The organism is Methylobacterium sp. SyP6R (genome assembly GCF_019216885.1).
Classification (GTDB): domain Bacteria; phylum Pseudomonadota; class Alphaproteobacteria; order Rhizobiales; family Beijerinckiaceae; genus Methylobacterium.
On the sequence record NZ_JAAQRC020000001.1, the window covers coordinates 35,823 to 48,511 of the forward strand.

The following is a 12,689-nucleotide window of genomic DNA, read 5'->3' on the forward strand; positions in this document are numbered from 1 at the left end:
GCACAACAGGGTCATGTCCGGACGGCAAGGCCGACCGGACTCACAGGATTCTTTTGGGAGAGAGGGGCGGCGCGGATGCGCCGCCGGTCTTTCCGCGCAGATCAGCGCGACTGGGGTGCCGCGGGGGCGGCCGGCGCGGCGGGCGCCGCCGGAGTGGCCGGAGCGGAGCCTTGGGTCGCCGGCGCATCGCCCTGCTGCTGGCGCAGCTGATCGAGGACGTTGCCGGCCGGGGGCGCGCCGGTCTGCCCCGCCGGGGCCTTGGTGCCGGCGCCGTCGAAGATCGAGCGCGGGCCGGCGCCCCGGTGCGACATGATCGCCAGCACCATGCTGGTGGCGAAGAACAGGGCGGCCAGGATCGCGGTGGCGCGGGTGAGCGCGTTGGCCTGGCCGCGGCCGGTCATGAAACCCTGCGTGCCGCCCCCGCCGCCGAGGCCGAGGCCGCCCTCGGAGCGCTGCAGCAGCACCACGCCGATCAGGGCGAGGACGATGATCAGGTGGACGACGATCAGGACGGTCTGCATCGGGCTTCCGGGCCGGCCCTCGACGGGCCGCCAACGTGGCAACGGCCGGCACGCGGAACGCGCCCGGGCCTCCAATTCCGGGCGCTCCTATACGAGATATGCGCCGGAGCCAAGGGTGGAGGGTGGAATGGAGGGGAAGAAGACACAGTCTGGCGCCGCGGTATAATCCTCCCCCCTCTGCGGGGGAGGGTGCCCGGCGGAGCCGGGCGGGAGAGGGGACGCCGCTTCCGGATGAGGCGGAACCGCTCTGACGGGCGTCCTCTGAATCAGCGTCGCGCTGCCCCTCTCTCGGCCTGCTCCGCAGAGGGGGAGGGGGAGGGGGCCGTGGCGCCTCACCCCCGCGCCGGGAACCCTTCCTCGAACCGCACCGCCTCGCCCCGCGACGGCTCGGTGAGCGCGCCCTCCCACATCACCGCCTGGCCCCGCACCACCGTGCCGACCGGCCAGCCGGTGACCTCGCGGCCGTCATGGGGCGTCCAGCCGCATTTGGAGGCGATCCAGGCATTGGTGATGGTCTCGCGGCGCTTCAGGTCGACCACCGTCACGTCGGCATCGTAGCCCACCGCGAGCCGGCCTTTCCGGGCGATGCCGAAAGTGCGCTTCGGGCCGGCGCTGGTGAGATCGACGAAGCGTTGCAACGAGAGCCGGCCCGCGGCGACGTGGTCGAGCATCACCGGCACCAGGGTCTGCACGCCGGTCATGCCCGAGGGCGAATCCGGGTAGACCTTCCGCTTCTCCTCCAGGGTGTGGGGCGCATGGTCGGAGCCGAGCACGTCGGCCACACCCTGCGACAGGCCCCACCACAGCCCGTCGCGGTGGTCCGCCCCCCGCACCGGCGGGTTCATCTGGACGAGCGTGCCGAGACGGGCATAGGCCTCGTCCCCGTCGAGCGTCAGGTGATGGGGGGTCAGCTCGCAGGTGGCGACGTCCTTGTGCTGGCTGAGATACCGCATCTCCTCCTTGGTGGAGATGTGCAGGATGTGGATGCGCGCTCCCGTCTCGCGGGCGATGCGCACCAGGCGCTCGGTGGCCTTCAGCGCGGCCTCCGGCGAGCGCCAGACCGGGTGCGAGGACGGATCGCCCGGCACCCGCAGGCCCTTGCGATCGCGCAGCATCGCCTCGTCCTCGGCGTGGAAGGCCGAGCGGCGGCGGGTGCGCTTCAGGATCTCGGTGATGCCGGCATCGTCCTCGACGAGGAGCGAGCCGGTGGAGGAGCCGATGAACACCTTGATCCCGGCCGCCCCCGGCAGGCGCTCCAGCTCGGCGACATCCTTGGCGTTCTCGTGCGTGCCGCCGACCCAGAACGCGAAGTCGCAATGCATCCGGTGATGGGCGCGCTTCAGCTTGTCGTCGAGGGCGCCCGGATCGGTCGTCTGCGGCACGGTGTTGGGCATCTCGAACACCGTGGTCACGCCGCCCATCACGGCGGCGCGCGATCCCGTCTCCAGGTCCTCCTTGTGGTCGAGGCCCGGCTCGCGGAAATGCACCTGGCTGTCGATCACGCCGGGCAGGAGGTGCAGGCCGCGGCAATCGAGGGTGCGGCCGGCCGACGCCTGCGACAGGTCGCCGAGGGCGGCGACGCGCCCGGCCGTGACGCCGATATCGGCCAGACCCTCGCCGTCGTGGTTGACCACGGTGCCGCCGCGCAGGAGGAGGTCGAAGCTCTGGCTCATCGGTCGCATTCCTCGTTCACCCCTGGACCGCGATTGAGGGCCGGGCGCAGGCGGCTTATGTCAGCCCCGCCCGCGGTTCAAGCAAAGGACCCCCGATGCCGCTTGCTCTCCTGCCGGACCGCGCCGTCGTGGCGGTCACCGGCCCCGACGCGCCGAGCTTCCTCCAGGGTCTCCTGACCTGCAACGTCGAGACGCTGCCGGCGGGCGAAGCCCGGCTCGGCGCGCTCCTCAGCCCGCAGGGCAAGATCCTGTTCGATTTCCTGGTCTGCCGCGCACCCGACGGCTTCCACCTCGATGTCGCCCGCGAGAAGGCGCCCGATCTCCTCAAGCGCCTGACGCTCTACAAGTTGCGGGCGAACGTGACGGTCGAGGCGCTGCCGCTCGCCGTGGCGGCGGGATGGGGCATGGAGCCCCCCTCCCCGTCCTTACGCGACGGCCGCCTCGCCGACCTCGGCTGGCGCCTCCACGCAGCGGAGTTTCCGGCGGCCGATGCCGATGCCGCAGCCTATGCGACCCACCGCATCGGCCTCGGCGTGCCCGAGGGCGGGACCGATTTCCCCTTCGGCGACGCCTTCCCGCACGAGGCGCTGATGGACCAGCTCGGCGGGGTCGACTTCAAGAAGGGCTGCTATGTTGGCCAGGAGGTGGTGTCGCGCATGCAGCACCGCGGCACCGCCCGCACCCGCATCGTGCCGGTGGTCTATCGCGACGGGGAGGCCGGCCCGGCGGGCGAGCCGGTGACGGCCGGCGACCGGAGCCTCGGCCAGACCGGCGGCGGGGCCGGGTCGCGCGGGCTGGCGATGCTGCGGATCGACCGCCTCGGCGAGGCGCTGGCGGCGGGGGAGACGGTACGGGCCGGCGGGCGGGTGGTCGCGGTCGAGAAGCCGGGTTTTGCGACGTTTGCGTGGCCTGTACCTGTAGACGGGTAGCAGACATAATTTTTCCTGCAAATATAAAATTGTAGCGATCATCCCCTGGCAAAGCTGGGGGTTTTAGAAACGATCCGCTCACGGTGCTGCACCTGAGCAACATCCTATTTGATTCGATACATCTATACTAAAAATAAATCCAACTTTTGAATCTTGGCGGCTTGCAAATCCCTCATCATTTGAGAGAAAGCGTAAGCCGTGACGTCGATCCGTGCCTGCCGTTGCAAAGATCGCCGCTCACGGCATCGGATGCTGTCCACAAAAATACTTCATGACCCGTTAAATCGCTACTGACAACCCAGCAAATCTGATTTTTTCTATCATGATAATAAGTATTTCAATATCGATTTATCTGTATAGCAATAAACAAAGACCAAATTTCTCTTTTTAAAGAAATTATATTCATGAGATTTCTTGCATTATTGTGAACATTAGAAAGTAAACATGTAAGAACATTGACAAGCCATGGAAATGTTTTATAAACAATCACGCACATATGGTCCGGGCGATAAAGCATCTCGGAGGACTGCAGGTATGTTTTTCCGATTGGTCGCCCTACCGATCTTTGCTTCCACCTGCTACGCTTCAGTTTTAGGCGCCAAGGAGCTGAATACCTCTCAGATATCATTAATTCGAGAAACGGTTACAAATATTTGTAATACGGTTAGCGGTGCAAAGGGGCTAAAAACAGAAGCTCAGATTGCAGGTGATGTCAAAGCTCAGTTAGGAGGTTTGGCCGGAAAACTGGCAACCGCTGGATTGGAAGGCCAGACATCAATTCGCCGCGACGCTTTCGAAGGGTTGTCCCAAGAAGCAACGGCTGAGGCCCTGCAAGGAGATCGCCTTTGCAGAGAGCGATTATTTGTGATAATGTTTGACACTACCAACAGAGAAATAAACAACATACCACATAACATCGTGAACAAGCCGCAGCTCAACGAGCCGAGCGCGAGAGACTCGTTCGTTGGGGAGTGGGTTGGAACCGTGATATGCCAAAACGATAAAAATTTTTTGATAACCCTCGACATCAAGAAACAGAACGGGGACACAGCTTCTGGCACCGCGGATTGGCGCGGCCATCTTTCAGGAGGTGCGGGATTTAGGCTGGTGCCGGATCCAAGTCTCAAAGGAACGCCATCGTATATCTATATTCCGAACATACCAGATGTATATTCATATAAATTTACCAGAATCAACAAAGACAAACTCGTTGGCCAGTCGACAGGATCTGAAAAATGCGACATTATATTGGAGAGATAAATCGACAACTACAATTTCTTCAACGGCGTGAATTTGATTATCGCATCAAGTAAATCCACCGACTTGACCTCATACGTCATCGAGCGTCGAATTTAGTGCACGCTCGATGAAACTAATCTTTCATCCCAAGTTTCTTGTTCGCCTCCGCATGCTCGGGCCACACCGCCCTGAGCACGAACACCCTGATCGCCGAGGACAGATTCTGCTCGCCGCGCTCCGCATCGATCCGCCCGACCAGCGCCTGGACCGAGAGCCCCCGCGCCACGGCGAGTTGACGCAACGCCTCCCAGAACGCCGCCTCGAGCGACACGCTGGTGCGGTGGCCGGCGATGACGAGGGAGCGCTTGAGCAACCCGCCCTCGGGCAGGGCGCCCGACGGCGGATCGCCAGCGAGGCTCATGCCTCGCCGTCGGGGGTCTTCAGCCGGTGGCCCTCGTGCCGGGCGGTCTCCAGGCTCTTGCGGGCCTCCTCGCGGGTCTTCGCCGCCTTCGGGCGGCCGAAGACGACGCGGTTCTCCACCGCCTGGGCCTCCTTGGCGGCCCGCTCGCGGGCCTTGCGGACCTGCTTCAGGTTGATGATCTCGGCCATGACCCGATCCTCCGCGCCCCCGCCACCCTGAGAGCATTTTCCGACGAAGTGGAGACCGGTTCGTCGTAGAAAATGCGGCACAATCAAAAACCTAGAGAGCTTCGCGATGGCGCTGCCATCGCGAAGCTCTCTAGAAACGCCCCGCGCGGCGATAAGCTGCGCGGGGCGGGCGTCAGATTGCGGTTATTCGGCGCTCGGCGCCAGCATGTCCTCGGGCCGCACCACCGCGTCGAACTGCGCCTCGGTGACGTAGCCGAGGCGAAGCGCCTCCTGCTTCAGCGTGGTGCCGTTCTTGTGCGCGGTCTTGGCGATCTCGGCGGCCTTGTCGTAGCCGATCGAGGGCGCGAGCGCGGTGACGAGCATCAGCGAGCGGCTCATCAGGTCGGCGATGCGGTCGCGGTTCGGCTTGATGCCGACGACGCAATTGTCGGCAAAGCTCACCGCGGCGTCGGCCAAGAGCCGCACCGATTGCAGCACCGCGTTGGCGATCACCGGCTTGTAGACGTTCAGCTCCAGGTGGCCCTGGCTGCCGGCCATCGACACGGTGGTACCGTTGCCGACCACCTGGCAGCACACCATCGTCAGCGCCTCGGCCTGGGTCGGGTTGACCTTGCCGGGCATGATCGAGGAGCCGGGCTCGTTCTCGGGCAGCGAGATCTCGCCGAGACCCGAGCGCGGGCCGGAGCCCATCAGGCGGATGTCGTTGGCGATCTTGAACAGGCCGCTCGCCAGCGCGTTGAGCGCGCCCTGCGTGAAGACCAGGGCGTCGTGGGTCGCCAGCGCCTCGAACTTGTTGTCGGCCGAGGTGAAGGGCAGCCCGGTCAGCTCCGCCACCTTGGCGGCGAACTTTTCGGCGAAATCGGGATGCGCGTTGAGGCCGGTGCCGACCGCCGTGCCGCCCTGCGCCAGCGCCAGCACGCCGGGCAGCGTGGCGCCGACGCGGGCGCCGCCGAGCGCCACCTGGGCGGCGTAGCCGGAGAATTCCTGGCCGAGCGTGACCGGGGTCGCGTCCTGCAGGTGGGTGCGGCCGATCTTGACGATCTCGCCGAATTCCTTGGCCTTGGCGTCGAGGGCGGCGTGCAGGTGCTGGAGCGCCGGCATCAGCCGGTCGTTGATCTCGCGCGCCACCGCGATGTGCATCGCGGTCGGGAAGGTGTCGTTCGAGGACTGGCCGCGGTTGACGTGGTCGTTGGGGTGGACCGGCGACTTGCCGCCGCGCTGTCCGCCGAGGCGCTCGTTGGCGAGGCTGCCGATGACCTCGTTGGCGTTCATGTTCGACTGGGTGCCCGAGCCGGTCTGCCAGACCACCAGCGGGAACTCGTCGTCGTGCCGGCCCTCGACCACCTCGGCGGCCGAGGCCGCGATGGCCTGCGCGAGCTTCGGCTCCAGCACGCCGAGATCCTGGTTCACCAGGGCCGCGGCCTGCTTGACGAGGCCGAGCGCGTGGACGAGGGGTGCGGGCATCCGCTCGGTGCCGATGCGGAAATTCTGGATCGAGCGCTGGGTCTGGGCACCCCAGTAGCGGTGCGCCGGGACTTCGATCGGCCCGAACGTATCGGATTCCGTGCGGGTGGTTGTCTCGGTCGGCGACATCTTGGCCTCTTTGGCGGTGCGAAACGGCGCCTACTTAAGCCAAGAGTGGCGATTGCGCGATGCCCCGGCACGCCTCGAATCACGCCACCGTCAAGGAGTCCGGATGCCCTCCCCTGCGGCGGCCGTGGCCGCCCCCTTCCGTCCCGCCGTGCCCCGCCCGCGCACCGAGCCGATGGGGCTGTTCGCTTTTCTCCGTGCCGCCCGCGCCAACCCGCTGACCACCTGGTACGCGGAGCATTTCGAGCAGCCGATCGTCACCGGCGAGGGCGCGCTCGGCCGGGTCACGGTGGTGAGCGATCCGGCCGCGATCCGCCACGTGCTGGTCGACAACGCCGCCAATTACCGCAAGGACGACCTGCAGCGCCGGGTGCTGGCACCGGGCCTCGGCAACGGCCTCCTCACCGCCGAGGGCGACGAGTGGCGCCTCCAGCGGCGTACCCTCGCCCCCATCTTCTCGCCCCGCCACGTCGCCCGCTTCGAGGCGCCGATGGCGGAGGCCGCCAGCCGCCTCGCCCGCCGGATGAGGAAGCGGGACGGGCAGAGCGTCGATGCCGCGCTCGAGATGACCCGCGTCACCCTCGACGTGCTGGAACGCACCATCTTCACCCACGGCCTCTCCCGCGAGCCCGACGCGCTCGGGCGCGCCATCACCCGCTACTTCGAGGCGCTGGGGCCCATCGACCCCCTCGACGTGTTCGGCATGCCCGACTGGGTGCCGCGGATTGGCCGGCTCAAGGCGCGGCCGGCGCTCCGCTTCTTCGCCGAGGTGGTGGACGAGCTGATCGAGCGCCGCCGGGCCCTGGTCGCGTCGGGGGCAGAGGCTCCGCACGACCTCCTGACCCTGCTTCTGAAGGCGCAGGACCCGGAGACCGGCCGCGGCCTGTCCGACCTGGAGGTGCGGGCCAACATCGTCACCTTCATCGGCGCCGGCCACGAGACCACCGCCAACGCCTTGACCTGGACGCTCTACTGCCTGTCGCAGGACGGCGCGGCGCGGCAGAGCGTGGAGACCGAGATCGACGCCGCCTTCGCCGCAAACCCCGCTCCGGGCTCGGACACCCTGCCCCGCACCAGGGCGGCCCTGGACGAGGCGATGCGCCTGTTTCCGCCGGTGCCGTTCATGAGCCGGCAGGCGCTCGCCGCGGACCGGATCGGCCGGATCAAGATCCCGCGCGGCTCGCTGGTGACGGTCGCGCCCTACGTGCTGCACCGCCACCGCCGGCTCTGGGACGAGCCCGACGCCTTCATCCCCGAGCGCTTCCTGCCGGAGAACCGCGCGGCAATCGACCGCTTCGCCTACCTGCCCTTCGGGGCCGGCCCGCGCATCTGCATCGGCGCGAGCTTTTCCGTGATGGAGGCGACCCTGGTGCTCGCCCACCTGCTCCACGCGGTGCGCCTCGACCGGGCGCCGGAGGCCGGGCCGGTGGTGCCGCTGCACCGGGTGACGCTCCGACCGCGGGACGGCTTGCGGATGCGGGTGACGGCACGGGGGTGACCCGACGCCGGAGCCGCCTCTCTCTCCTGCCGCGCCTGGTCGGCTCCGCTCCAGGGCACCGGACCCGGCTGCGGTCCGTCGCCTGCGCCGGTGCTTTCGACGCCACCGGCCAACCCGAACGACGGCCGGGCAATCGATCGGCGATCAGATGAGATCCCGAGCCGGTCATCGGACCGGAGGCGCCCAAATCCCGCGGGCGGCGGTGTCGACGGGGCGCGGCAGCAGCCCCTCGGCGCGGCACGCGCCGGCGATCGTCTGCCGCGCGGAGAGCCCGTCCCGGGTGACGGGCTCGACCGGGTCGCTGCGATGGGCATTCGCCGCCGGGACGATCTCGGGATCGAGCTTTTAGAGCGCGGCGAGCCGTGAGGCGGCTTCGGCCGGGTTCGCCTTCACCCAGGCCCCGGCCTGCGCGAGCTTGCCGAACAGGAGGCCCAGCACCGGCCCGTTCGCCGCCACGTCGGTGTCGGCGGCGAGGTCGTAACGCTTGTGGAGCGACAGCCCGGCCCCGACTCCGCCCCGACGAGCGGCCCGAGACGCGCGAGCACGCGACCTTCGGGGAGGCGCTGCACCGCATCGTGTTCCACGGCGTGGCGCAGTGAGCCTGTTCGCCTGCCTCGCCCTCACCTCAACCCTGGTGCTGGCGCGCGGGGCGGGTGCGGTTCCGGGGTTGAGGCGGGCGGCACGGCGGCCGGGTGAGCGGGCGGGACGAGTGATGAAGCCGTAGGCTTCACACGCCTGAGCGAAGCCGCTTTCCGCATCGCGAAGCGATCAATCGGAAAGCGTATGAGGCATGACCGCAACCCCCGTCGAGCCTATGTCGATGAGGGGCGCGAAAACGAGCCCGCCCCTGTGACGGGTCGATGGCCGTCAGGTCCGCTGTGAACAGGGGACGGGGATGGGGGACGGAGGTCCGCCAATTCCTCATGAAACCGTTCGCATACCGGGAAGTTAACGCCCGCTGGAGCACTTCACGATCGCGCTGCAATCGCGACGCTCTCTGAGTCCTTGGTTTGCCGCATTTTCTACGACGAACCGGTCTCCACGTCGTCGGAAAATGCTCTCATTGCGGGCTGGAACCGATGTCGAACACCAACTCGAGCTTCACCGACGCCAACGCTCCTACCCGCAGCTTCGGCAGTGACCACGACCCGGTGCTCGACGGTGTCACTCGTGGCCTCGAGGCGCTATTTCCCCCGTGTATCAGTTCGTGAGCCGAGACGAGGACCCGGAGGCGGCGCAGAACGATCGCGAAGCGTGACGGGGTCCGATTCAGCCATCGGGCGTCGAGCGACATCGACATCGCCGATGTCGCCGCACTTGTTCCGGCCTGCATCCCGGCCGCAATCCTGGTACTCCGGCGGTGAACTCGACATCCTCGATCCTGGCGGCTCGCCATGAGGGCGCGCCGATGATCCGCTGTTCTGCGAACGTCGGACTTCTCGGCCGCCGCCGCCTCACTCCGAGATGGGACCGCCGACCCGGAGCAGCGTTGTCCAGCAAGGCGATCGGTAACGGAGCGACGGGAATGGCAAAGCTCTTCATCGCGCATGTCCGCGGACTGGTCGGCCAGCGTCCCCTCGTGACCGTGCGCGCCGCGGCGGAGGGCGAAGCGAGACTGTTCCTTGAGGCGGCATATCCGGACGATGAGGTGGTCGAGGTCGTTGAGGCCGGCGATTGGGTCAGTACGTCGGACACCGGCACGGAGGCCGGCGACGTGCGTGAGCATCCCGACACCGAGTGGCAGGCGTCGACGTCGGGCTTTTAGAGGGGGTGCCCTGTCTGCCGGAGGACGTTCGCGCGCTGGCCCTCATGCTGCCGGAGGCGATCGAGGGAGCGCACCAGGGCCATCCTGACTTCCGGGTCGGCGGCCGGATCTTCGCGACCCTCTGGACGGATGAGGATCGTGTCGTCGTGAAGCTGACACCCGAGCTGCAGGCGGAAATGGCAGAGGCTCGGCCCGCTGGGTTCGAGCCGGTGCCTGGTGCGTGGGGCTCCCGCGGCTGGACCAGCGTCGATCTGTCTGCAGTGGAGGAGGAGGTGCTGCGCGGCGCTCTCCTCGCGGCGTGGAAGACTGCTGCACCACCCGGCCTCGTGGCGCGGTTCGCCGCGCTTGCCGTCGACCCGGACGACGATCGGTGAAGGAGGAGCGAGGGCGCCCGATACGGCACCGCGCAATGCGGCTTGCACGCCGAGCATCGGCGCCGCCGCCGGTGACCTCTGTTGCAGTACAGGGCCATGGGCGGCCTGTATCCGTCACCTGAGCCTGACAAGCGTGTCAGCCACGGGCTAAACCTCCCGGATGTCACAGACACTTGTCCCGGGTCGTAGCTGCGGCCCTTGTACCGCATGCTGTCAGGTTCTTGAGGTGAAGGCTCTCGCCAAGCCGGCCGGCATCCTATGTGAGCACAGCACAGGTGCGTCCTGTGGTATTTACCGTGATCGCCCGCGGGCGTGCGCCAAATGGTACTGCCTCTGGCGTAAGATCGGGGCGCTCCCAGACGAGTTGAGGCCCGATCGATCGGGTGTACTACTCTCCCTCGAAACCGACCCCACCGCAGACGATCCGTTTCTTCGCACTCGTATCGTCTGCCGAGCGGTATACAGCGCCGATGATCTCGATCGGTGGGAGGCGATCGAAGCCGTCGCGATGTTCGCGCGCGAAGGCTCGCTACCGGTCTGGACGGCCGCCGGACAGAGGGAGTCCCTCACCTACCCGCACGAGGTGCATGCAGACCATCTTCGAAGCGCCATTCTGGGCGCGGAAGCGCCGGCGCTGCCAGACCCGGAGGCTGCAGCCTGGCGGCGGAAACTCGGCTTCGAGCTCGGGGATGCGAATTGCGCGGGAGACGGCGAGCCACCGGATCGGCTAAAGCGCATATCCATCCATGGAGGTACGCTTATGGCAACCGGTACGGTGAAGTGGTTCAACGGAACCAAGGGCTTCGGTTTCATCCAGCCCGACGACGGCGGACAGGATGTGTTCGTCCATATCTCTGCGGTGGAGAAGGCAGGCCTTCGCGACCTCGCGGACGGCCAGAAAATCTCTTACGAGGTGGTGGTCGACCAGCGGCGCGGCAAATCATCTGCAGAAAATCTGAAGATCGATTAAGATTTTTCTCGTGACGGCGGCGATCAGAGCCGCCGTCACCCACAAAAAACGCATAATCCAATTACCGTCTCCCACCCTGCGCCAGGCATCCCATCACCTTTTAATAATAGAACGAGATCTCTTATCCGCGAGCAGGGCGCTGCACGACACGTCGATAGGCGGCATTACGAGGCTGGAAGCGCTGGCTCAAGATTGCGCGATGATGGCCTACCTTGCCGAACGGGATGGCAATCAGGAGTTCGCCGCGACTCTGTCCACTCGCTGCGATAGCTGATACCGCGGGACGCTCTCATCGACGGGGTAACGCCTATGCGGCCTTCGGGCATGTCAGCCGGGACGAGTCGGAGCGAAGCTCTGGAGGGCGTCGTCGACATCGCGCCGGCTGCAATCGCTGCGGTGCCGATCGGATTGCTGTTCGGCGCTCTGGCCGCGAGCAAGGGCCTCTCGATCGCCGAGGTCGCCCTCATGTCCGCGCTGGTCTGTGCCGGTGGGGCGCAATTCGCGATCATCGAACTCTGGACGTACCCTCTCGCGATCGGGACGCTCGTGGCCTCGACCGCCCTCATCAATCTCCGCCACATCCTGATGGGAGCATCCCTCGCGCCCAAGACGGGTGCGTTCGGCCCCTGGCAGCGCCTGCTCACGTTCTACGCGCTCGTCGACGAGACCTGGGCTTTCGGCGAGCGGCGAGCGGCCGCCCGTTCCCTGACGCCGGCCTATTTCGGTGCCATGGGGGCGACGCTCTGGATCAACTGGGTGACCTGTTCGACGCTGGGCGCCGCCGCGGGGTCCTTGCTGGGTGACCCACGGTCCGTCGGCGCCGACTTCGCGTTCACGGCCCTCTTCATCGGCATCGTCGCGGCCCTTTGGCGGGGTCGCAGCACGGCGGTGCCGGTCATTGCCGCAGCGGTCGCCGGAGCATTGTGCTACCGGCTCGTCGGCTCGCCCTGGCACGTGATGGCCGGCGCCGCTGCCGGCATCGCAGGGGCGGCGCTCGCCTGGCGCCCGGACGAGGCCCGATGATCGTCGATCTCCCGACCCTTGTGACGATCGTCGCGATGGCCGTGGTGACGTATGCCACGCGCATCGGCGGATTGGCCCTCGGCGACCGGCTGCAGCTCGGTCCGCGCGCCAAGGCCGCCGTCGACGCGATCCCGCCCGCGGTGCTGGTTGCGGTGATCGCGCCCTCACTTCTCGCGACGGGCTGGCGCGAGACTGCAGCCAGCGCGATCACCATCATCGCCGCGACCCGGTTCCCTCTTATCGGGACTGTGGCGGTCGGCGTCGGGACGATCGTGCTGCTTCGGCACGTCGTCCCGGGCTGACCTCACGCGGCCAAATTTGCCAAGTCCGCGGCGCTCCAGAGCGTTTTTCTGGCGAAACGGATACCGGTTCTCCGCAAAAATACATCAAAACCAAATACTTATAGAATTTCGCGATGGCAATGCGATCGTGAAGTGCTCTAGAGCATTTTCCGACGAAGTGGATGCCGGTTCGGCGCCGAAAATGCGGCAAAATCAA

Annotated in this window: 13 protein-coding genes; 8 read left to right on the forward strand and 5 right to left on the reverse strand. The window is 66.7% G+C overall.

All coding sequences use genetic code 11. The features are described 5' to 3' along the window. Positions 1–101: 101 nt before the first annotated feature. Together secG and HBB12_RS00185 are read right to left on the reverse strand one after the other, a co-directional pair. The gene (gene secG / locus HBB12_RS00180; RefSeq protein ID WP_236987489.1) at positions 102–521 is read right to left on the reverse strand and encodes a preprotein translocase subunit SecG; all 420 of its coding nucleotides are present in this window, start codon (positions 519–521) and stop codon (positions 102–104) included. 332 nt (positions 522–853) lie between these two features. Beyond that, entirely contained in the window at positions 854–2,194 is a 1,341-nt protein-coding gene (locus HBB12_RS00185) for a dihydroorotase (RefSeq protein WP_236987490.1), read from the reverse strand. A 95-nt stretch (positions 2,195–2,289) separates the two neighbouring features. On the opposite strand from HBB12_RS00185, the gene ygfZ reads away from it, so the two are divergent. Both ygfZ and HBB12_RS00195 read left to right on the forward strand, forming a co-directional pair. Beyond that, positions 2,290–3,123 carry a CAF17-like 4Fe-4S cluster assembly/insertion protein YgfZ gene (gene ygfZ, locus HBB12_RS00190; protein WP_236987491.1) on the forward strand — a complete coding sequence of 278 codons (834 nt, stop codon included), beginning with the start codon at positions 2,290–2,292 and terminating at the stop codon, positions 3,121–3,123. A gap of 465 nt (positions 3,124–3,588) precedes the next feature. Then, a complete protein-coding gene (locus tag HBB12_RS00195) occupies positions 3,589–4,383 on the forward strand; it encodes a hypothetical protein (RefSeq protein WP_236987492.1) in 795 nt (264 codons plus the stop codon). 112 nt (positions 4,384–4,495) lie between these two features. Here HBB12_RS00195 and HBB12_RS00200 read toward each other — a convergent pair whose 3' ends face one another. From HBB12_RS00200 to fumC, 3 genes are all read right to left on the reverse strand, one after another. Next, the gene (locus HBB12_RS00200) at positions 4,496–4,783 is read right to left on the reverse strand and encodes a ribbon-helix-helix domain-containing protein (protein ID WP_236987493.1); all 288 of its coding nucleotides are present in this window, start codon (positions 4,781–4,783) and stop codon (positions 4,496–4,498) included. Beyond that, positions 4,780–4,971 (reverse strand): DUF4169 family protein, encoded by a 192-nt coding sequence (locus tag HBB12_RS00205; protein WP_203155617.1) that lies wholly within the window; start codon positions 4,969–4,971, stop codon positions 4,780–4,782. The genes HBB12_RS00200 and HBB12_RS00205 overlap by 4 nt, the downstream gene beginning before the upstream one ends. A gap of 183 nt (positions 4,972–5,154) precedes the next feature. After that, a complete protein-coding gene (gene fumC / locus HBB12_RS00210) occupies positions 5,155–6,564 on the reverse strand; it encodes a class II fumarate hydratase (RefSeq protein ID WP_236987494.1) in 1,410 nt (469 codons plus the stop codon). Between the two features lie 103 nt (positions 6,565–6,667). Between fumC and HBB12_RS00215 the strand changes: the two genes are divergently transcribed. The 6 genes from HBB12_RS00215 to HBB12_RS00240 all read left to right on the forward strand — a co-directional run bounded on the left by HBB12_RS00215 (position 6,668) and on the right by HBB12_RS00240 (position 12,493). Then, positions 6,668–8,059 (forward strand): cytochrome P450, encoded by a 1,392-nt coding sequence (locus HBB12_RS00215; RefSeq protein WP_236987495.1) that lies wholly within the window; start codon positions 6,668–6,670, stop codon positions 8,057–8,059. 1,525 nt (positions 8,060–9,584) lie between these two features. Further along, a complete protein-coding gene (locus HBB12_RS00220; RefSeq protein ID WP_236987496.1) occupies positions 9,585–9,824 on the forward strand; it encodes a hypothetical protein in 240 nt (79 codons plus the stop codon). A gap of 5 nt (positions 9,825–9,829) precedes the next feature. After that, positions 9,830–10,198, forward strand: a complete 369-nt coding sequence (locus HBB12_RS00225; protein ID WP_236992614.1) for an MmcQ/YjbR family DNA-binding protein — start codon at positions 9,830–9,832, stop codon at positions 10,196–10,198. Positions 10,199–10,958: 760 nt separating this feature from the next. Further along, complete coding sequence (locus HBB12_RS00230) at positions 10,959–11,168, forward strand: cold-shock protein (protein ID WP_236992615.1); 210 nt, start codon at positions 10,959–10,961, stop codon at positions 11,166–11,168. Positions 11,169–11,477: 309 nt separating this feature from the next. Further along, entirely contained in the window at positions 11,478–12,191 is a 714-nt protein-coding gene (locus HBB12_RS00235; protein ID WP_236987497.1) for an AzlC family ABC transporter permease, read from the forward strand. After that, entirely contained in the window at positions 12,188–12,493 is a 306-nt protein-coding gene (locus HBB12_RS00240; protein WP_236987498.1) for a branched-chain amino acid transport AzlD family protein, read from the forward strand. Before HBB12_RS00235 ends, HBB12_RS00240 begins: the two co-directional genes overlap by 4 nt. Positions 12,494–12,689 lie beyond the last annotated feature (196 nt).